Raw genomic sequence first — 20,857 nt, 5'->3', positions numbered from 1 at the left:
AGGCGCCGGGGACCGCGTCAGGGACATGTCCGAAAACGGCCAGCCGGGGGTGGGACCGGCTCCTATGATTCGTCGCATGGACTTCCTGCTCGACCCCGAACACTGCTACCCGGCGCTGCTGGCGCGCGACGCGCGCTTCGACGGCCAATGGTTCGTCGGCGTGACGTCCACCGGCGTCTACTGCCGCCCGATCTGCCGGGTGCGCACGCCGCGCCGCGAGAACTGCCGCTTCTTCCCCAGCGCCACGCTGGCCGAGGCGGCCCGCTTCCGCCCCTGCCTGAAATGCCGCCCCGAACTGGCGCCGGCCGCACGTCCCTGGAGCACCATGGACGCCGCCGAGGTGCTGGCCCGCGAGGCCGCCCGCTGGCTGGACGAATGCGCGCCCGAGGACGCCTCGCTGCCCGCCCTGGCCGCCCACCTGGGCGTGAGCGAGCGCCATGTGCGGCGCGTGTTCACCACCGTGCATGGCGTCGCCCCGCTGCAATACCTGCAGACCCGCCGTCTGCTGCTGGCGAAACAGTTGCTCACCGATACCCGCCTGCCCATCGCCGAGGTGGCGCTGGCCGCCGGCTTCGCCTCGCTGCGCCGCTTCAACGCCGCCTTCCAGGAACATTACCGGCTGAGCCCGACCGCCTTGCGCAAGGGCAGCAAGAGCGACCAGCCCGGCGGCAGGACGTCGGCCTCCGCGCCGCCCGCCCCCGGCCCGACAGCGACCGCCCTCGCGGCGTCGCCGCTCGCGACGTCCGCGACCGACGAGCACGGCGAACGCACGGCCCGCCCCCCGTCCCACGCCCCTGGCGCGGGAGTCTTCGAGACCGCTGAACTGCGCCTCGACCTGCGCCCGCCGCTGCTCGGCACGGCGCTGCTGAGCTTCCTCGCGGCGCGTGCGGTGCCGGGCGTCGAGCAGGTCGACGTGGCGGCGCTGACGCTGTCGCGCAGCGTGCGCCTGGTCCGCGCCGGTCAAGACGATCTGCTGGGCTGGGTGTCGATCCGGCTGAGCCCCGACGGCGCCGAGCGCGCGCAGGTGCGGCTCTCGCTGAGCGCCTCGCTGTGGCCGGCGATCGCGCAGCTGATGCCGCGGCTGAGGCGCTGGCTGGACCTGGACGCCGATCCGCAGGCGATCGCCGCCGCGCTGGGCGAGACGCTCGGCCCGGCCGCCGAGGGGCTGCGGCTGCCGGGCTCGCTGGACCGCTTCGAGCTGGCGATCCGCGCGGTGCTGGGCCAGCAGATCACGGTCGCCGCCGCCCGCACGCTGGCCACGCGCCTGATCGCGAAGTTCGGCGTCCCGCTGCCCGACGCGCTCGGCGCGCCAGCCGGGGTGACCCACGTCTTCCCGACGCCGGCCACGCTGGCCGCCGCCACCGTCGACGACGTCGCCTCGCTGGGCATGCCGGCGCGCCGCGCCGAGGCGCTGATCCATCTCGCCCGTCAATGGCCGACCCTGGCCTTCGCGCAGGGCCGCGGCACGGTCGAGGACGCGATCGCCGAGCTCGCCGCCCTGCCCGGCCTGGGCCCCTGGACCGCGCACTACATGCTGATGCGAGGCTGGAGCTGGCCCGACGCCTACCTGCCCGGCGACGTGGTGCTCAAGCAATGCCTGGAGCAGCGCGCCGGCACCCCGCTGCGGCCGCGCGAGCTGATCGCCGCCGCCGAGCACTTCGCCCCCTACCGCAGCTACGCCGTGCTGCAGCTCTGGCGCGAGGCCTCCGCCGCGAGCGCCGCCGCCAGCGAGGCCCGGGCCGCCGCCAGGACCGCGGCCAAGGCGGGCCGTTCCGCCGCCGCCATGAAAAAGGAGATGACGCGATGAAGACACCCCGCACCACCGCCCGCCCCGGCACCGCCCCCGTGTCGGCGTCCCCCCGGGCCGCCGCCTCGCGCGCCGCGCCCCGCCACACCGCCTGGACCGAGACCGCCACCCCGCTGGGGCCGCTGCTGGTCGCCCGCAATGACCAGGGCCTGTCCGGCCTCTGGTTCGAGGGCCAGAAGTACCACCCCGGCGGTGTCGACGCCCCGCGTGACGACGCCGACCCGCTGCTGCGCGACACGGTGGCCGTGCTGCGCGATTACTTCGCCGGCAAGTCGCGGGACGCGTCGCGGAGCGAGTCGCCCGCCCTGCCGCCGATGTCGCCGCGCGGCACGCCCTTCCAGCAGGCCGTCTGGCAGGCGCTGCTGGCGATCCCGGCGGGCGAGACCATCACCTATGGCGAGCTCGCCGCGCGTCTGGGCCGGCCCGAGGCGGTCCGCGCGGTCGCCGCGGCGGTGGGTCGCAACCCCGTGTCGGTGCTGATCCCGTGCCACCGCGTGGTCGGCGCCGACGGCAGCCTCACCGGCTACGCCGGCGGTCTGCACCGCAAGGAGGCCCTGCTGACAATCGAGGGCGGGTTGCCGGATACGCTACGCGCCTCGCCCAACCCGCAAAAGGTACCCGCGTGAAGCGAAGCGATCTGATCGAACTGCTGGTCCTGGCCGCCATCTGGGGCGCGTCCTTCCTGTTCATGCGCCTGGCCGCGCCGGAGTTCGGCGCGGTGGCCACCGCCGCGGTGCGGGTGGCCGGCGCCTCGCTCTTCCTGATCCCGCTGCTGGGTCTGCGCGAGGGCCTCGGCGACCTGCGCACCCACTGGAAGGGCCTGCTGCTGGTGGGCCTGCTCAACAGCGCCTTCCCGTTCGCGCTGTTCAGCTTCGCCGCGCTGTCGATCAACGCCGGCCTGTCGAGCATCCTGAATGCCACCACGCCCATGTGGGGCGCGCTGGTCGCCTGGGCCTGGTTCGGGCAACGGCTGGACGGCTCGCGGCTGGTGGGCCTGGCGCTGGGGTTCGCTGGCGTGGTGCTGCTGGCCTGGGACAAGGCCTCGTTCAAGCCGGGCGGCAGCGGCTTCGCCATCGTCGCCTGCCTGATCGCCGCGCTGAGCTACGGCGTCGCCGCCAGCGCGACCAAACGCTACCTGTCCGGCGCCAGCCCGCTGGCGGTGGCCACCGGCAGCCAGTTCGCCGCCGCCCTGCTGCTGGCCCTGCCCGCCTGGACGCTGCGGCCCGCCGCGCTGCCCAGCGCGCATGCCTGGGGCGCGGTCGCCCTGCTGGCGCTGCTGTGCACCGGCATCGCCTACATCCTGTTCTTCCGCCTGATGAAGCGGGTCGGCCCGACCAACACCATCTCGGTGACCTTCCTGATCCCGGTCTTCGGCCTGCTGTGGGGCTGGATCTTCCTGGGCGAGACCCTGAGCGCAAGCATGGCGCTGGGCTGCCTGGTCGTGCTGGTGGGCACCGCGCTGGCGGTGGGCGTGCTCAAGCTCCCGTCGTCAGCTGCTCGAGCGACGTCCTGAGGATCTGATCCGACAGCCCCGGCGCGCCCTGCCCGCAGGCGCGCGCCAGCACGACGGCGCCGACCATGGTCGTCAGCGTCCGGATCGCGCGGGCCTGGTCCTCGGGCGTCGGCTCGTCGACGACGGTCCCGTCGGGCCGGTGGATGGCCAGTGCCCGCAGATAGGCGTCGATGCCCTGGCTCATGGACTGGCCGAGCTGTCCGCCCTCCCGCGCGGCGTCGACCGCCAGCGAGGTCATCGGGCAGCCCGCGCCGGGCGTGTCGCGATGCGTCGCGCCGAAGTAGCGCCGAAGTAGCGTCGTCAGGTCGCCGCCGTGGCGCTCGAACTGCGCCGACAGCTTGCCCAGCGCGCCCTCGAAGGCCTGATCGCAGGCCTCGGCCGCGAGTTCCTCCTTGGACGCGAAACGCCCGTAGAAGCCGCCGTGCGTGAAGCCGGCCTCGCGCGCGATCTCCGCCAGACCGACGCCGGCGATGCCGCGCTCCCGGTACAGACGCGAGGCGGCCTCGACCAGCGCCTGCCGGTTGGCGGCCGACTGTTCCTTGCTGACTTTCATGATGGACGTCATCGTATCGCCGACTTCGCCTGGGCCGCCAACTTCCGGCGAAGGCATGGTTTTGAATATGGTCATCATCAAATTCGAGCGACCGGCGGGGCTTGCGATTACGATGCCGACCGTCATCAAAACTGGCCGGCCTGACCGCCGCCCGTGAGGTCGCCATGCTCGCACCCGCCCTGTCCCGCCGCCTGACCCATCAAGGTCTTCACTTCAGCTGGGTGATCGCCGGGCTGACCTTCCTGACCATGCTGTTCATGTCGGCGGCGCTGGGGCTGCCTGGCGCGATGCTGCAGCCGCTGGCCAAGGAGTTCGGCTGGTCGACCAGCCAGATCTCGTCCGCGCTGGCGCTGCGCTTCGCGCTGTTCGGGTTGATGGGGCCCTTCGCGGCGGTGCTGATGGAGCGCTTCGGCGTGCGGGCCGTGGTGGCGACGGCGCTGTCGCTGGTCGGCGGCGGCATGCTGCTCGCGGGGCTGGTGACGCAGCTGTGGCAGCTGGTGCTGCTGTGGGGCGTGATGCTGGGCGTGGGCAGCGGCATGACCGCGTTGGTGCTGGGCGCGGTCGTGTCCAACCGCTGGTTCGCGACCCGTCGCGGGCTGATCATGGGGATCCTCACGGCCAGCGCCGCCACCGGCCAGCTGATCTGCCTGCCCATCGCCGCCTGGATGATCGAGCACTGGGGCTGGCGCTCGCCGCTGCTGCCGCTGGCGGTGCTGTGCCTGGCGGTGATGGCGCTGGTGCTGCTGTTCATGCGCGACCGGCCGTCGGACGTGGGACTGGCGCCCTATGGCGCCGATCCCGCGACGGCCGCCGCGCCCGCGGCCCCGGCCGCGCCGGTGACCTGGCGGACACCTTTCGCCGCGCTGCGCGAGGCGTCGACGCAGCCGACCTTCTGGCTGCTGTTCGGGACCTTCTTCATCTGCGGGCTGTCGACCAACGGCTTGGTGCAGACCCATTTCATCTCGCTGTGCGGCGACTACGGCCTGGCCGCGGTGCCCGCGGCCTCGGTGCTGGCGATGATGGGGATGTTCGACTTCATCGGCACCATCGCCTCGGGCTGGCTCAGCGACCGCTACGACGCGCGCAAGCTGCTGTGCTGGTACTACGCGCTGCGGGGGCTGTCGCTGCTGTGGCTGCCGAACGCGGAGTTCACGCTCTACGGGCTGTCGCTGTTCGCGGTGTTCTATGGGCTGGACTGGATCGCGACCGTGCCGCCGACGGTCCGCCTGACGGCGGAGCGCTTCGGAGCGGCCAAGGTGGGCATGGTGTTCGGGTGGATCTTCGCGGGCCACCAGATCGGCGCGGCGGTCGCGGCCTACGGCGCCGGGTTGAGCCGCAGCCTGCTGCTGAGCTACTCGCCCGCGCTGTATGTGGCGGGAGCGGCCTGCCTGCTGGCGGCGGTGATGGCGATGGTGATCCGGCGCAAGGGCGCTTCGGTAGGCGCTTGAGGCAGGAGCCCGAAGACCCTCACCCCTGCCCTCTCCCGCAAGCGGGAGAGGGAGCCATCAGCGCTCTCCTGCAAGCGGGAGAGGGAGCCATCAGCGCTCTGCTGCAAGTTGGAGAAGGATCCGCCAGCGCTCTGTCGCAAGCGGGAGAAGGATCCGCCAGTGCTCTGCCGCTACGGAGCGAGTCAGCGCGCCCCTCTTGCTCCCTCTCCCGCTTGCGGGAGAGGGCGGGGGTGAGGGTCTCCCCGAATCACTCCAGCGCCGCCAGCAGCGCCTGAAGCCCCGCCTCGTCGACGATCGCGACCCCCAGCTCCCGCGCCTTGTCGAGCTTGGAGCCCGCCTCCTCGCCCGCGACCACGAAGCTGGTCTTCTTCGACACCGACCCGCTGACCTTCCCGCCCGCGGCCTCGATCAGCGCCTTGGCCTCGTCGCGCGACAGCGTGGGCAGCGTCCCCGTCAGCACCAGCGTCTTGCCGGCCAGCGGCTGCGGCCCGGTCGGCGCCGCCGCGGCGCCCTCCGATTGCGGGAACGAGATCATGTCCTGCGCCAGCAGCAGCTCGACCACGGTCTTGTTGTGCTCTTCCTTGAAGAACGCGTGGACGCTGCGCGCCACGACCGGCCCCACATCCTTGACCTCGAGCAGCTGCTCCTCGGTCGCGGCCATCAGCGCGTCCATGTTGCCGAAGTGCTTGGCCAGGTCCTTGGCCGTGGTCTCGCCCACATGCCGGATCCCCAGCGCGAACAGGAAGCGGGCCATCGTCGTGGACTTGCTCTTCTGCAGCGCGTCGAAGAGGTTCTGCGCGCTCTTCTCCCCCATGCGCTCGAGCTCGGCCAGCTTGGCGACACCGAGCTTGTAGAGCCCCGGCAGGTTGGTCACGATGCCGCCGTCCACGAGCTGGTCGACGATCTTGTCGCCCAGGCCCTCGATGTCCATCGCGCGGCGACCGGCGAAGTGCAGCAGCGCCTGCTTGCGCTGCGCCGGGCAGAAGATGCCACCGCTGCAGCGGTGGTCGATGCCGCCCTTCTCCCGCACCACCTCGCTGCCGCAGATCGGGCAGGCCTTGGGCATGTGGAAGTTGGGGACGTAGGGGTTGCGGGACGGCTCGGCCACGGACTCGGCGCCGGCGAGATCCGCCGCGGCCTCGTCGGCCTTGGCGACCCGCGCGATCCTTCCGACGATCTCCGGGATCACGTCGCCCGCGCGGCGCACGATGACCTGGTCGCCAACCCGCACGCCCTTGCGGCGCAGCTCGAAGACGTTGTGCAAGGTCGCGTTGCTGACCGTCGTGCCGCCGACGAAGACCGGCTCCAGCTTCGCCACCGGCGTCAGCTTGCCGGTACGGCCGACCTGGATGTCGATGCGGTCCAGCCGCGTCACCTGCTCCTGCGCCGGGTATTTGTGCGCCACCGCCCAGCGCGGCTCGCGCGAGACGAAGCCCAGCCGCCGCTGCAGCTCACGGCTGTTGACCTTGTAGACCACGCCGTCGATGTCGAAGGGCAGCGCGTCGCGCTTCTCGCCGATCTCGCGGTGGAACTTCACCAGCCCCTCCGCGCCCAGCGCCACCGCGCGGTCCGCGCAGACCGGCAGCCCGAAGCCTTGCAGCGCGTCCAGCATGGCGCTGTGCGTCGCCGGGATCTCCCAGCCCTGCACGTCCCCCAGGCCATAGGCGAAGAAGCTCAGCGGGCGCTGCCGCACCAGCTCCGGATCCAGTTGCCGGATCGCGCCGGCCGCCGTGTTGCGCGGATTGACGAAGGTCTTCTCGTTCGCCTCGCGCTGGCGCTCGTTGAGCGCCTCGAAGTCGTCGCGGCGCATGTAGACCTCGCCCCGCACCTCCAGCACCGCGATGCCGGCCGCGGCCTCGCCGTGCAAGCGCAGCGGGATCTGGCCGATGGTGCGCACGTTCTGCGTGACGTCCTCGCCGGTCTCGCCGTTGCCGCGCGTGGCCGCCTGCGTCAGCACGCCGTGCTCGTAGCGCAGGTTGATGGCCAGGCCGTCGAACTTGAGCTCGGCCGCGTACTCGATGGGCGCGGCCGTCGGCGCCAGGTCCAGCTCGCGGCGCACGCGGGCGTCGAAGGCCTCGGCGCCGGTGGCCTCGGTGTCGGTCTCGGTCCGGATCGACAGCATCGGCACCGTGTGGCGCACGGGCACGAAGCCGTCCAGCACCTGGCCGCCGACCCGCTGCGTCGGCGAGTCCGGCGTCAGCAGCGCCGGATACGCGGCCTCGATCGCCTGCAGCGCCTGGAACAGCTTGTCGTACTCGGCGTCCGGCAGCGCGGGCGCGTCCAGCACGTAGTAGAGGTGGGCATGGTGGTGCAGCTGCTCGCGGAGCTCGGCGGCGCGCGTGGCGGCCAGCTCGGCGGTGGCGGGAACGGAGGGAGCGGACGAGGCGGAAGTCATCCGCGGATTGTGGCTCAGCGTCACCGTCGCGCCGGCCGTCAGATGGCAGCAGCGATGTGTCCGGCATCGTCCGCGCGAGGGCTTCGCGGGGACCTGGCGGGCGCCGTCGATCGCCCGCGGCGGCCGGAAACGAGACGCGGCGCCCTGGGCGCCGCGATGCACGGGAAACGGGGGACGCCTCAGTCCGCGTCCGAGGCCGCCGGCGCGTGGGCGACGCGCGCGATCATGACCTGGTCGACGCGGTGGCTGTCCACGTCGACGACCTCGAAGCGCCAGCCATGCCATTCGACGACATCGGTGCGCTTGGGGATGCGGCGCAGCATCACCATCAGGAAGCCGGCCAGCGTGTCGTACTGGCCGTGGTGCGGGAAGTCGTCCACGCCCAGCGCGCGCTGCACGTCGGGGATCGGCGTGATGCCGTCGGCCAGGAAGCTGCCGTCGTCGCGGCGGATGATCTGCTGCTCTTCCTCGTCGGTGGAGACCATCGCCCCCATCACCGTGCTCATCACGTCGTTCAGCGTGATCACGCCCACCACCAGCGAGTACTCGTTGACGATGACCGCGAAGTCCTCATGGGCCTGGCGGAACTGGGTCAGCACCTCGGCCAGGGTCAGCCGGTCGGGGACGATCAGCACCTTCTTGATCAGCGCCGGCTCGGCCCGCAGCGAGATCACCTCGCCGCGCAGCACGCGCTGGAACAGGTCGGTGGCGTCGACATAGCCGACCACCCGGTCGATCTCCTGATCGCAGACCAGGTAGGTCGAGTGCGGCGAGTCCGCGATCCGCGTGCGCACCAGCGCCTCGTCGTCGTCCAGCGAGAAGTAGACGATGCGCTCGCGCGAGGTCATCGAGGACTCGACCGTGCGGGTCTCCAGCTCGAAGACGTTCTCGATCACCTGCTGCTCCGCCGCGGCGAGCACGCCCGCCTGCTGTCCGGCCGCGGCCAGCGCGAGGATGTCGTCATGGGTGATGGTGTTGTCCGGCGTCACCGGCCGGCCCAGCAGCCGCAGCAGGCCGTCCGACACCAGGTTCAGCGCCCAGGTCACCGGCCGCAGCACGGTGGTCAGCAGCAGCATGGGCCGGATCAGGACCATGGCCACCCGCTCGGGCTCGTTCATCGACAGCCGCTTGGGCAGCAGGTCCGCCAGCACCACGAAGAGGATGGTCACGCAGGCGAAGGACAGGCCGAAGGCCACGCGCTGCGCGGTGTCGACGTCGATCAGCGGCCGCAGCAGGGTCTCGAAGTGCGGCGTCAAGGCGCCCTCGCCGACCACGCCGGCCAGGATGGCCAGCATGTTCACGCCGATCTGCACGACGGTGAAGTAGTGGCCGGGCTGCTCCTGCACCTTCAGCACCTGGGCGGCGCGGGGGTCGCCCTCGTCCGCCAGCTGGCGGAGCTTGAGCCGCCGGGACGCGGCCAGGGACAACTCCGCCATCGAGAAGAATGCGCTGGCGGAAATCAGCAACAGGATGAGCAGCAGGCTGGAACTCAAGGCGGCTTTCGGAATGCGGAAGCCGCCAGTGTAACGAGCGCCTCCGGGTCGACGCGTCGCTGCGTCGAGGGAGAACCCGGAGGCGCCACCGGCTCATCGCGGTCGGGACCTACTTGATGAAGTAGCCCGTCACCCGCCAGTTCCGGTCGGGATCGCGGATGGCGACCACCGTCTCGACCGACGCGGGCTTCTTCTCGAAGGCCGTGTCGAACTGGATCACCACGTACTCCCCGGGCGGCGCATTGGGCAGCTCGCGGGTCAGTTGCGCGGACTTGAGCGTGCGCGTGGTCGGCGCGCCCAGCGGCGTGCGCAGCGACGTCAGGGCCGCGTTCCAGTCGTTGCGCGCCACCTCGTCGCGGAAGCTCTTGGACGCCTGGTCCCAGCTCTCGGGATACTTGCCGCCGTCGATCTGGCGCAGCCAGGCGGTGGCGGACTTGGTGGCGGCATCGGTCGCCTCGGTGACCTGCGGCGTGGGGGTGGACCTGGCGTCCGCCGCCGGGGGCTGCGTCGTCTGCGCCGACACCGGCAGCGCGATGGCCAGGGCCAGGGCCGCGGCCCAGGCCGCGCTCAGGTTGGCGGGCGTGATCAGGTGAGTCTTTCTCATGGCACCTCCTCTTGTCATGCCCGATCCGGGCGATCGGGCGAAGTGTGCTCTTGGCAAATGTCGTTCCCGAGACAGCCCACCCGCGAGGTGCCCGCCGGCGAGCGCCGTCGCCGTGTTCGGCGAGGGTCGTCCCGGGTCCGCCGCTTGCTTGGCGTTTGTAGACTGCCCCGCGCCGTCCCGCCCCTTTGCCTCGAGGACTCCGCCCTGATGCTTCCCAAGCCCGCCGGCAATGACGCCACGGCCCCGCCTCTCCGCCCCGCCACCGGCGTCGACGGCAGCACCGACGCCGCCGGCGCGATCGCGCCGGTCGCCCCGCCGCAGTGGCGGCACTTCCTGGACGGTGGGGGCGAGATGGGCGAGCGCATGCGCGCGCTGGACTGGTCCGCCACGCCGCTGGGCGCGCCCGACGGCTGGCCGCGGTCGCTCAAGACCACCGTGCGGATGATGCTGGACTCCCGCTACGCGATGTGGATGGCGTGGGGGCCGGAGATGACCTTCCTGTGCAACGACGCCTACCTGCCGACGCTGGGCCTGAAGCGCGAATGGGCGCTGGGGGCCCGCTCGGAGCGCGTCTGGGCCGAGGTCTGGGACGCCGCCTACAGCCGCATCCGGCACGTGCTCACCACCGGCGAGGCCACCTGGGACGAGGGCCTGCTGCTGTTCCTCGAGCGCAGCGGCTTCCCCGAGGAGACGTACCACACCTTCTCCTACAGCCCCGCCTACGACGACGCGCTGCGGGTCACCGGCATGCTGTGCGTGGTCACGGAGGTCACCGACCGCGTTGTCGGCGAGCGCCGGCTGCGGGTGCTGCGGGACCTGGCGGCGCGCACCGTGGGCGCCGACGACGCCGCCGAATGCGCGCGCCGGACCTGCGAGGTGCTGGCGGAGTTCCCGCTGGACCTGCCCTTCGCCGGCCTCTACCTGACCGAGCCGGACGGCCGGCACGCCCATCGCGTCGGCTGCGCGGGCGAGCGCGCCGCCGGCCAGTTGCCGGCGCGGCTGAGCCTGGTCGACCCGCCGGACGGCTGGCCGCTGCGGGCGCTCTACGGGGGCGAGGCGGCGCAGGCCTTGCCCTCGCTGGCCGCGCTCGGGATCGGGATCGACCTGCCGCCCTGGCCCGAACGGGTCGAGCGCGCGGTGCTGCTGCCGCTCAAGAGTCCGGGCAAGGAGCCGGCGGGCTTCCTGGTCGCGGGCCTCAGCCCGCGTCGCCCGGACGACGAGGCCTCGCGGGCCTTCCTGCGGCTGGTCGCGGGCCAGGTCGCGGCGGCGCTGGCCGATGCGATGGCCTACGAGGCCGAGCGGCGGCGGGCCGAGGCGCTGGCCGAGCTGGACCGCGCCAAGACCGCGTTCTTCTCCAACGTCAGCCATGAGTTCCGCACGCCGCTCACGCTGATGCTGGGCCCGCTGGAGGAGCTGCTCACCGCGCCGGGCCTGGACGCGCCGCAGCGCGACCGCCTGGCGCTGGCGCTGCGCAACGCGGGCCGGCTGCAGCGGCTGGTCAACACGCTGCTGGACTTCTCGCGCATCGAGGCGGGCCGCGCGCTCGCCCGCTACGAGGCCACCGACCTGGCGGCGCTGACCCGCGATCTGGCGAGCACCTTCCGCTCCGCGATGGAGCGGGCGGGACTGGACTTCGTCGTCGACTGCCCGGCCCTGCCGGAGCCGGTCTTCGTCGACCGCGAGATGTGGGAGAAGGTCGTCCTGAACCTGCTGTCCAACGCCTTCAAGTTCACGCTGCGCGGCGCGGTCACCGTGCGCCTGCGCGCCCAGGGGCACGATCCGCGGGAGGCGATGCTGGAGGTCGCCGACACGGGTACCGGCATCCCGCCGGACGAGTTGCCGCGGGTCTTCGAGCGCTTCCATCGCGTGGCCGGGGCGGAGGGACGCTCGCACGAGGGCTCGGGCATCGGCCTGGCGCTGGTGCAGGAGCTGGTGAAGCTGCATGGCGGCCACATCGAGGCCGCCAGCGTGATGGGCGAGGGATCGCTGTTCCGCGTGCGGGTGCCGCTGGGCTCGGCGCACCTCCCCGCCGAGCGGATCGAGACCGCGCGCGCGGCCGCGCAGGCGCCCGCCAGCACCACCGGCGCGCGCGCCTATGTCGAGGAGGCGCTGCGCTGGCTGCCGATGCCGGACATCGCGCCGCCGGCGGCCGACGTGACGGGCGCCCAGCCCGCGCCGGACCGGCGCTTCGCGCCGAACTTCGGCGCGCGGGTGCTGCTGGCCGACGACAACGCCGACATGCGGGGCTACCTGCGCGACCTGCTGTCGCCCTACTACGCGGTGGAAGTGGTGGCCGACGGTCTGCAGGCCCTGGAGGCCGCGCGCCGGGAGCCGCCGGCCCTGATCGTCAGCGACGTCATGATGCCCCGGCTGGACGGCCTGGCCCTGCTCGGCGCGATCCGCGCGGACGAGCGGCTGGGCGGCGTGCCGGTGGTGCTGCTGTCGGCGCGGGCCGGCGAGGAGGCCCGCATCGAGGGCCTGGACGCCGGCGCGGACGACTACCTGATCAAGCCCTTCTCCGCGCGCGAGCTGCTCGCGCGGCTGGGGGCGCTGCTGGAGCTGCGGCGCATGCGCCAGGCGGCGGAGGCTGCCTTCCGGCTGCGCACCGAGCAGTTCGAGACCCTGCTGAACGAGGCCCCGCTGGGCGTCTTCCTGGTCGCGCACGACGGCACGGCCTTCCGGATGCGGGAGGCGAATCCGACGGCGCGCGCGAGCTTCGGCAACGCGCCGGACCTGCTGGACCGCCGCTTCGACGAGCTGGTGGCGCGGCAATGGGGGCATCCGCTGGCGGACCAGATCGTGGCGCTGTTCGCGCGGACCTGGGCCACGGGCGAGCCCTACTACACGCCCGAGTTCATCCAGGCGCGCAGCGACCTGGGCACGACCGAGGCCTACGAGTGGCAGATCAACCGCATCCCGCTGCCGGACGGCTCGGCCGGGGTGGTGTGCTATTTCCGGGAGATCTCCGCCCACCTGAAGGCGCGGCGGCGGCTCGAGGCGGCGGATCGGCAGAAGGACCAGTTCCTCGCCATGCTGGCCCACGAGCTGCGCAATCCGATCGCGCCGATCCGCAGCGCCGGCGACGTGCTGGCGCGGCTGGGCCTGCCGGACGAGCGGTCCCGGCAGATGGTGGCCATCATCCGGCGCCAGGTGGAGACCTTGACCCGGCTGGTCGACGACCTGCTGGACATCTCGCGCATCACCGAGGGGCGCATCGAGCTGCAGCTGACGCCGGTGATGCTTCCGGAGGTGATCGCCCAGGCGGTCGAGACGGTGGAGCCCCTGATGCGCGAGAAGCGGCATCGCTTCTCGGTCTCGGCGGGCCGGCCGCTGGTGGTCCGCGCGGACCAGGCGCGGCTGGTGCAGTGCGTGGCCAACGTGCTGACCAACGCCGCGAAGTACACCGACCCGGAGGGCCGGATCGAGCTGAGCGTGAATGCCGAGCAGCCGCCGACGCCGTCGGACGGCGGCATGGCGGTGATCCGGATCCGGGACGACGGGGTCGGCATCCCGCCGGACCTGCAGGCCACGATGTTCGATCTCTTCGTCCAGGGCGACCGGACGCTGGACCGGTCGCAAGGCGGGCTCGGGATCGGGCTGTCGCTGGTCCGCCGGCTGATCGAGATGCATGGCGGGCGCGTCGACGCCACCAGCGACGGCATCGGCACGGGTGCGAGTTTCGAGCTGCGCGTGCCGCTGCTCACGGCCCCAGGATCTTCAGGCCCTGGGTGAGCGTCTGCCGCGTGGTCCAGCAGGCCCGCCACGGGTCCTCCTTCTGGAAGCTCAGGCGATCGCGCGCATTGGCGACGGTCCACTGGTCGGCGCGTGTCACGTCCGCCAGTTCGTCCCAGTCGATGGGCATGGACACGCCCATCCCCGGCCTCGCGCGCGCCGAGAACGCGGCGGCCGTCGTCTGCCCTTCCCCGTTGCGCAGGTAGTCCGGGAAGATCTTGCCCACGCGATTCCTCGGTCCGCTCTTCGCGGAGAACTGCCTGGGGAAGACCTGCGCGAGGTGTCGCACGACGGCCTGGCTGAAGGCCTTGGCGGTCGCGTGATCGTGCCGGCGCTCGAGCGGCACGACCACGTGCAGGCCCTTGCCGCCGCTGGTCTTCAACCAGCACTGCAGCCCGAGCTCCTTGAGCAGGGCCCGCGTGATCCGCGCCGCCTCGGCCACGGCCTTGAAGCTCACGCCCTCGCCGGGATCGAGGTCGAAGATGATGCGGTCCGCCCTGTCGAGCCTGTCGTCCTGCGCGTTCCAGGTGTGGAACTCGATCGCATTGAGCTGCGTGAAGGACATCAGCGTCGCCGCGTCGGGGATCACGATGAGCGCGTCGCCCTCGACATGCTTCTGGAAGAAGAGCTGACCCTCGATGCCGTCGGGGGCGCGCACGATCGCGACCGGGCGGCGCCCCAGATGCGGCATCAGCCACTCGGCGACGCTCTCGTAGTAGCGGACCAGGTCGATCTTCGTGAGCCCGGTCGAGGGGTCGACGACGCGCTCCGGATGGCTGATGCGCAATTGCCCGGCCGCGGACGCAGACGCAGACGCAGACGCAGACGCAGACGCAGAGGATGACGACGGGGCCGCCGCCTTGCCGCTTCCGCCCGACGAGCCCGCCCTGGACGCCTTGGGGGCCTTCGTTGCTGTGCTCGATGTCGTTGCCTTGATCGGTGGCTTCTCCTTCACAGGGGTCGACGGTGCCTTGACCTGCTCGGCCGGTTGGGGCGACTCGCGGCCGACATCCTTGGGCGCCTTGTCCTCCCGCTCGCCCTGGAAGGAGGCATGGCGGATGTGGCCGTCCGGGGTCCATTCCGCGAAGGCGACCTCGACGACCAACTTCGGCTTCACCCACCGCGCGGCGCCTCCCGCGCGGCCGGCGATCCTCGCCCAGTGGCTGCGGGCGATGGTGGCCTCGTCGAAGTGCGGCGTCTTGACCTCGATCGCGCGCAGGCGCCGGTGCAGCTCGCCCGCGAGCTTCATCGACCAGCCCGTGCCGACGCGCCCGGCAAAGCGGAGTTCGGCGCTCTCCCCGGGCTCGTAGTAACCGAGCAGCAGGCTGCCCAGCGCCTGCCCGCCATCGGAGCGATCGGTGAAGCCGACCACCACGAACTCCTGCCGCTGCTGGCACTTGAGCTTCACCCAGCTGTCGCTGCGCGCGGAGACATAAGGGCTGTCGGGCCGTTTCAGGATGAGGCCCTCGAGGCGCATCTGGCAGGCGGCCGCGAGCATCTCCTCGGGTGGCACGGCGAAGTCCTCGCTGAAGCGCAGGCGCTCGTCCTCGTGGCCGTCGATCAGCGCGCGCAGCACCGCGCGCCGATGCGCGAGCGGCACCTCGCGCAGGTCGTGGCCGTTGAGGAAGGGCGCGTCGAAGAGGAAGTAGACGATGTCGTCCTGCCCGGCCGGGGATCGTGATCGCGAGGACGTCCGCGCCGAGCGGCCGATGGCGTTCTGCAGCAGGTTGAAGTCGGGGGCGCCGTCCTCGCGCAACACGACGATCTCGCCGTCCAGCCAGCCGCTGTCGACGCCCAGCCCCGCCACCGCCTCGGCCACCGCCGGCAGCCGCTCGGTCCAGTCGTTGCCGCCGCGGGTGATCAGACGGGGCCGGCCCTTGTCGATGCGCGCCATCAGCCGGTAGCCGTCGAACTTCGCCTCGGCGACCCACTCGCCGGGGGGCGTCGCGCTGACCAGCGTGGCGAGCTGAGGCGCCAGCGTCGCGGGCAGCCGGGCCTTCCTGGCGCGGCGGAGGTCGGGGCCGGTCAGCGCGGGATCGAGGTCCGCCTCGACCGGCGCCACCTCGCGCCCCGTCGCGTCCCGTTCCTCGACGAGTCCCAGCGGATGCTGGATCACGCTGTCCGGCAGCGCGACGGTCACGTCGTATTCGGCATGCGCGCGTTCTCGCCCGTCGTGCTTCTTGATGAGCAGCCACTGCTCACGCTCCGTCGAGCCGCGCGAGGTCCGGACCAGTTGCCACAGGCCCGCCAGCTTCTGCCCATGCAAGCGGAACACCAGCTTGCCGTCGCGCAGCCCCTGGGCCGGGTCGCCCTCCGGTTCCCAGGTGCCGTTGTCCCAGACGATGACCTCGCCCGCGCCGTACTGCTTGGGCGGGATGGTGCCCTCGAAGCCGCCGTAGGACAGCGGGTGGTCCTCGACATGGATCGCCATGCGGCGCTCCTTGGGATCGTAGGACGGCCCCTTGGGAACGGCCCAGCTGAGCAGCACGCCCTCGAGCTCCAGCCGGAAGTCGTAATGCAGGTGGCTGGCCCAATGCTTCTGGACGACGAAGGACAAGGCCTTGCCGACAGCTTTCCTCGCGGTCTTGGCGCGCTTCGCCGAGGTCTCGTCCGAGCACTTCTCGGCGGTCCTCCCAGCGGTCCCCGAATCGGGCGCCGGAGCGCGCCGCGGCCGCGCGCGCGGCGTCTCGGCCCCGTCGGGCTCGGACGTGATGCGGAAATCGCGCTTCTGCCGGTAGCGCGCGAGCGGATGCTGGCGGGGGGTCGTCGGCATGGTCAGGCCGCCTTGGGCTTCTTCTTCCCACCCAGGCTGCGACGCAGCAGCTCGGTCAGGTCGACCACCTTGCCGCCCTCCTCGCGGGCGCCCGTGTCGGGTTCGGCCTCCAGCGGCGTGACGGTCTCGGTCTTGCCCTGCTCGACCTTGCGCGCGATCAACCGCCGGATCGCGGCGGTGAACTCGTCGTGATAGTCCTCGGGGTGCCAGTCGGTGCTCATCTCGTCGATGAGCTGGCGCGCCATCTGCAGCTCCGCCGCCTTGAAGCCGTGCGCGGACTTGCCTTCGGCCGGGAGGTTCAGGTCCTCGCAAGGACGGATCTCGTTGGCCCAGCGCAGCATCCCGATCATCAGCGCCGGCCCGGCCGGCAGCAGCGCGGCCAGGTGCTCCTTGCTGTGGATCACCAGCCGCGCGATCGCGATCAGACCGGAGTCCGCCATCGCCTCGCGCAGCAAGGCGTAGACCTTGCTCGCCTTGCCGACCGGTTCGAGGTAGTACGGCTTCTCCAGATAGACGAAGGAGACCTGCGTGGCGGGCACGAAGGTCTCGATCTCGATGGTCTGCGTGGTCGTGGGATAGGCCTTGCGGATCTCGTCGTCGGAGACGAGCACGTAATCGCCGTTGTCCTGCCTCACGCCCTTGACGATCTGCGCCTTGTCGATGTCCTTGCCGGTGCGCTTGTTGATGCGCTTGTAGCCGACCGGGTCCATGCTGCGCTTGTCCAGCCAGTCGAAGTCCACGCCCTGGTCGCGCGACGCGGGATACAGCGCCACCGGCACATGCAGCAGACCGAAGCTGATCGCGCCCTTCCAGATCGCGCGGCGCGCGGCGGGCGCGGTGTCGCTGTCGCCGCGGGCGGTCTTGGCGTCGGAGGACTTGCCGTGACCCGTTGGGCCGGATCGGTGTCCGCCATGTCCGGCGTGGTCCGCGTTGGAGGCCCGCTTGCGCGCGGGAGCGGCGGCGCGCGGGGGCGCCTTGCGGGGGGCGTGGGAACGGGTGCTCGAAGCAGCGGCGCGAGTGGGCATGCGGACCTCGATGGCGAGTCGGCGACGCGACGGGAGTTGCCATGCGGCAAGCGACGCGCCCACGCGCGAGGCGCGGTGGTCGCTCCCGGTCGGCGCGAGGCGGGACCGATGACGAGGAGCCTCGTTTCGCTCGTCAGGTCGCCATCGGGCACCCGCCTTGCTCTGACGAAGAGATCGGCGACTCCGCGGAGCCGCGCTTCGAGACCGACATGACGCCAGAGACCCACGCCCTGCTCCCGCACCTCCCGACGACCGACCGCTTGTCCGTCAGCGACGGTCATCCGCGGGCGAGCGCGTCACGTGGGCCGCTGTACGCGGATCGCCTAGAAGGTGGACGCGCGTTGGCGCAGCGACTGGCCGGCTACGCGGGGCGCGAGGACGTGCTGGTGCTGGCGTTGCCACGCGGAGGTGTGCCGGTGGCCGCCGAGATCGCGCGGACGCTGGGAGCGCCGCTGGATGTCCTGGTGGTCCGCAAGCTGGGTCTGCCCGGCCAGCCGGAGTACGCGATGGGCGCCATCGCGACCGGCGACGTCCGCGTGCTCAACACGCAGGTGATCCAGCAACTGAAGCTGAGCTACGCCGCCATCGACATCGTCACCCGTGCGGAGCTGCGGGAGCTGCATCGACGCGAGAAGCTGTATCGCGGCGATCGGCCGCCGCCCATCGTGCGCGGCCGTCAGGTGATCCTGGTGGACGACGGCATGGCCACAGGGGCGACCATGCGCGCAGGCGTGCAGGCGCTGCGGGAGATGCGTCCGGCGCGCATCGTGGTCGCGGTCCCGGTCGCGGCGCCGGAAACCTGTCCCCTCCTCGGGCAGGACGCGGATGAGGTGATCTGCGGCCACACGCCGGAACGCTTCCGATCCGTCGGGGAGTGGTATGCGAGGTTCGAGCAGACGTCGGATGAGGAGGTGCGGCGCTTGCTGGACCAACACCCAAGCGAGGATCACGGGGCTTCGTCGCCTTACCCTTAGATGGACACGCCATCGAGCGCCTCCACCCACCCCTCTCCCCGCGCTCCCGGTTGCCGCTCGACCTCCGGATGCGCCCCCAGAAACGCTCGCCACTCGGGGTCATCGATGACGGCAGGGTGCCCATCCTTCGAGCGGAGCAGCAAGCCTTCCTTTCTCGAGTGCCAGATCGCGTAGACGCGACCCGGTTGAAAGCGATGAAAGGATTCGTAGCTCAGCCCGTGGGCCAGGTGGCCGTACCTTCTGAACAGTGCAAGCGCCACCCATCGGGAGGTCTCATAGCTCGGGTCGTATCGACCTTGAAGACCGAAGACCATGCGATTGGGGCCGTCGATCGGGATGAACAATCCGGGCGATTCGAGTTCGAAGCGCGCGACACGATGCGCGGCCGCGGCCTTTGGACACCAGAAGCTGCGCCCCAGCCGAGGGTCCCACCACATTGCGCGCACTTCGGTCGCCGCCGCTTGGATGTTGCTCGCCGTATAGAGCATGGCGAAGGCATCGCCATAGCCCGGTGGCGGATCCACATGATTGCGCCGGAACTCCACGGGTGCCGGATGCCAGTCCCCCATTGGGTGCTCATAGGCGCGAATCAGACGCACGCTGCCCGGGTCGACCAACTCCAGCTGGAGATGATGCCCCTTGAATGGGGGCAGGCTGGGAGGCGTCATGCGCGTCTGGGTCATGGCGACCTCCGGTGCATGGACTCGTCGTGGGCTGCCGCCAGCGCCGCCCGGATGCGGAAGGCGGCGTCCTGTCGCAGCAGCCATGCCGCCTCCTGCTCCAGGGGGTCGTCGTAGACCCGTTGGCCAAGCATCACCTCCAAAGGGGTGAGCCAGACCAGGAACGGCGTCGGGATCAAGAAGAACGACGCCATCTCCCAGTTGGCGATGTGAATCTCTCCCGCGTTCCTGGCGCGAAGAAATAGCTCAAGCACGGCTTCCAAGGGCGGCCCGACCACCCCAGGCAGGGCCTGATACAACGGGTAGTCCCGGCTGGGCCGTGAACTCGGCGGCACGCTGAGCAGCCGCCCTCGCGTCTCCAGTTCCGCGACCTCCTCTGGGGTCACCTTCAACAGCGCCGCCAACTGTCCGATCGACCCGTAGGTTGTCGCCTGGATGAAGAGGTCCGGCTCGCATTCAGGGGCTCGTTCCCTAGGCTTCCTGTATGGCCAGCATGCGGTACTGACCCGTCTCGATGCAGGCGCGCCCACCTGCGATGCGAATTCATGAGCTTCCACCACGTCCCACTCGTCCCCCATTGCTGGAGCGACGCCCGTCAACACAGAAGGTTCTGACTGTGCCGAAGGGGTGACGCGCGATCGATCACCGATTCATCTGTGAAGTCGCCCCGGGACCATCGACAAATGAGGGCCGGGTGACTCGAAGTGCTGGAAGACGTGCGCTCAGCTGAACAAGCGGCGCGCCACGGCGCTGCCCGCCGTCAGGTCACGCGCGGCCAGCGACTTGTAGAGCTCCGCCAGCTCCTGTCCGATGGACTGGAAGGCGTGCAGGTTCAGGACCTGGCCGCGGTCGTCGCAGACGTCGGCCTCGAAGTCGCGCGCCAGGCTGCGCGCCGATTCCTGCCAGGTGGCGAAGGGTTCCAGCGCCTCCGGCGTCTGCAACACGTCCAGCGACAGGGTCAGGTCCCGCAGCGACGAGGTCTGCGGATCGTCCGCCAGCGCCGCCTGCGCGTCGAAGTTCAGCGTCAGCAGCGGCGGCGCGCCCTCCTCGGCCGCCGGCAGCACCAGGCGGCCCGGGATCGCGCCCGGCACGAAGCCGTGACGCAGCGCGCCCTGCTGCACGAAGCCCAGCGTCCACGCCGCGCCGCGCGCGCGCAGCACGATCGCGAGCTGCGCGTCGTGACCGGCGGCGAACTGGTCCAGCTCGCGCGCCCGCGCCACTACGTCCAGCATGTCGGGGAACTCCGGCATCGCGCCGACACCGTCCGCGAAGCCCTGGATCTTCTGCACGAACTCGGAGTACTCGATCTCGTTGAGCGCGCCGCTGCGGTTGGCCATCTGCAGGCCGGCCTGGAACTCGGTGTAGCGCTGGCCGGGATGCGGCAGCTCCCACTCGCCGCTGTCGGCGTTCAGGCCTTCGACCTGGAAGGGCTTGGTCCCCGCGCGCCGGCTGCCCGGCAGGTGCGACAAGGCCATCTCGCCGCTCACCGGCGACTCGGGCGTCAGCGTCGCGATCGCGTCGATCAGCGCGTCGATGCGCGTCGAGGCCTTGCGCGCGCGCGCCACCGCCGGCACGGTCTCGTCCAGCGTGCGCAGATCCGGCAGCCCGCCCGCCTCGTGGCCGTCCAGCGTGATGGGGGGCTCGCCGCCCGCCGCGCCGTTCGCACCCAGGCTGGGCTCGTGGCGGTCGCCCGCCGGCGTCACCGGCTCGGCGCGGCGCGGGCCCGCCTTGCGCGCGCTCCACCAGCCCTGCGCCAGCAGGCCCACCAGCACCACGCCGCCCAGCGCTGCCAGCAGCGTCGTCAGGTTCCAGTCCGTCGTCATCGCGTCATTGCTCCTGCGGCCCCGCGCGCGCCCCGCG

At 71.5% G+C, this 20,857-nt stretch carries 15 protein-coding genes; 6 read left to right on the top strand and 9 right to left on the bottom strand.

Going from position 1 to position 20,857, the window contains the following annotated elements:
* Positions 1-76: 76 nt before the first annotated feature.
* Genes MCHT01_RS18865 through MCHT01_RS18855 form a run of 3 tightly spaced genes read left to right on the top strand, consistent with a single transcriptional unit; the run spans position 77 to position 3,320 of the window.
* The gene (locus tag MCHT01_RS18865; RefSeq protein ID WP_067067318.1) at positions 77-1,807 is read left to right on the top strand and encodes a DNA-3-methyladenine glycosylase 2 family protein; all 1,731 of its coding nucleotides are present in this window, start codon (positions 77-79) and stop codon (positions 1,805-1,807) included.
* On the top strand, positions 1,804-2,433 hold the full coding sequence (locus MCHT01_RS18860; protein ID WP_084452969.1) for a methylated-DNA--[protein]-cysteine S-methyltransferase: 630 nt from the start codon (positions 1,804-1,806) through the stop codon (positions 2,431-2,433). Before MCHT01_RS18865 ends, MCHT01_RS18860 begins: the two co-directional genes overlap by 4 nt.
* Complete coding sequence (locus MCHT01_RS18855; RefSeq protein ID WP_067067316.1) at positions 2,430-3,320, top strand: DMT family transporter; 891 nt, start codon at positions 2,430-2,432, stop codon at positions 3,318-3,320. The genes MCHT01_RS18860 and MCHT01_RS18855 overlap by 4 nt, the downstream gene beginning before the upstream one ends.
* Here the strand turns inward: MCHT01_RS18855 and MCHT01_RS18850 are convergent.
* Positions 3,283-3,873: a TetR/AcrR family transcriptional regulator gene (locus tag MCHT01_RS18850; RefSeq protein WP_067067523.1), complete on the bottom strand. Its 591-nt coding sequence runs from the start codon at positions 3,871-3,873 to the stop codon at positions 3,283-3,285. The two genes, MCHT01_RS18855 and MCHT01_RS18850, sit on opposite strands and share 38 nt — an antisense overlap.
* Before the next feature lie 164 nt (positions 3,874-4,037).
* Between MCHT01_RS18850 and MCHT01_RS18845 the strand changes: the two genes are divergently transcribed.
* Positions 4,038-5,321: an MFS transporter gene (locus MCHT01_RS18845; RefSeq protein WP_067067314.1), complete on the top strand. Its 1,284-nt coding sequence runs from the start codon at positions 4,038-4,040 to the stop codon at positions 5,319-5,321.
* Positions 5,322-5,568: 247 nt separating this feature from the next.
* Here the strand turns inward: MCHT01_RS18845 and ligA are convergent, their stop codons facing one another.
* From ligA to MCHT01_RS18830, 3 genes are all read right to left on the bottom strand, one after another.
* Entirely contained in the window at positions 5,569-7,716 is a 2,148-nt protein-coding gene (gene ligA / locus MCHT01_RS18840) for an NAD-dependent DNA ligase LigA (RefSeq protein ID WP_067067312.1), read from the bottom strand.
* Positions 7,717-7,895: 179 nt separating this feature from the next.
* A complete protein-coding gene (paeA, locus tag MCHT01_RS18835; protein ID WP_337958224.1) occupies positions 7,896-9,209 on the bottom strand; it encodes a polyamine export protein PaeA in 1,314 nt (437 codons plus the stop codon).
* Positions 9,210-9,318: 109 nt separating this feature from the next.
* Positions 9,319-9,813 (bottom strand): DUF4019 domain-containing protein, encoded by a 495-nt coding sequence (locus MCHT01_RS18830; protein ID WP_067067308.1) that lies wholly within the window; start codon positions 9,811-9,813, stop codon positions 9,319-9,321.
* A 207-nt stretch (positions 9,814-10,020) separates the two neighbouring features.
* Between MCHT01_RS18830 and MCHT01_RS18825 the strand changes: the two genes are divergently transcribed.
* A complete protein-coding gene (locus tag MCHT01_RS18825) occupies positions 10,021-13,545 on the top strand; it encodes an ATP-binding protein (protein WP_067067306.1) in 3,525 nt (1,174 codons plus the stop codon).
* Here MCHT01_RS18825 and ligD read toward each other — a convergent pair.
* A complete protein-coding gene (gene ligD / locus MCHT01_RS18820) occupies positions 13,514-16,318 on the bottom strand; it encodes a DNA ligase D (RefSeq protein ID WP_067067304.1) in 2,805 nt (934 codons plus the stop codon). The two genes, MCHT01_RS18825 and ligD, sit on opposite strands and share 32 nt — an antisense overlap.
* A gap of 2 nt (positions 16,319-16,320) precedes the next feature.
* Positions 16,321-17,343, bottom strand: a complete 1,023-nt coding sequence (gene ku, locus MCHT01_RS26355; protein WP_148661607.1) for a non-homologous end joining protein Ku — start codon at positions 17,341-17,343, stop codon at positions 16,321-16,323.
* A 209-nt stretch (positions 17,344-17,552) separates the two neighbouring features.
* On the opposite strand from ku, the gene MCHT01_RS18810 reads away from it, so the two are divergent.
* A complete protein-coding gene (locus MCHT01_RS18810) occupies positions 17,553-18,317 on the top strand; it encodes a phosphoribosyltransferase (RefSeq protein WP_084452965.1) in 765 nt (254 codons plus the stop codon).
* Here MCHT01_RS18810 and MCHT01_RS18805 read toward each other — a convergent pair.
* The 3 genes from MCHT01_RS18805 to MCHT01_RS18795 all read right to left on the bottom strand — a co-directional run bounded on the left by MCHT01_RS18805 (position 18,314) and on the right by MCHT01_RS18795 (position 20,820).
* Positions 18,314-19,000, bottom strand: a complete 687-nt coding sequence (locus MCHT01_RS18805; RefSeq protein ID WP_067067302.1) for an RES domain-containing protein — start codon at positions 18,998-19,000, stop codon at positions 18,314-18,316. The two genes, MCHT01_RS18810 and MCHT01_RS18805, sit on opposite strands and share 4 nt — an antisense overlap.
* The gene (locus MCHT01_RS18800; protein ID WP_067067300.1) at positions 18,997-19,401 is read right to left on the bottom strand and encodes a hypothetical protein; all 405 of its coding nucleotides are present in this window, start codon (positions 19,399-19,401) and stop codon (positions 18,997-18,999) included. The genes MCHT01_RS18805 and MCHT01_RS18800 overlap by 4 nt, the downstream gene beginning before the upstream one ends.
* 318 nt (positions 19,402-19,719) lie before the next feature.
* Entirely contained in the window at positions 19,720-20,820 is a 1,101-nt protein-coding gene (locus tag MCHT01_RS18795; protein WP_174549068.1) for a cell division protein FtsZ, read from the bottom strand.
* Positions 20,821-20,857 lie beyond the last annotated feature (37 nt).

This window comes from Mitsuaria chitosanitabida ATCC BAA-476 = NBRC 102408 (assembly GCF_001598255.1).
Classification (GTDB): Bacteria; Pseudomonadota; Gammaproteobacteria; order Burkholderiales; family Burkholderiaceae_C; genus Roseateles; species Roseateles chitosanitabidus.
This window is presented reverse-complemented; position numbering and strand designations above follow the sequence as displayed.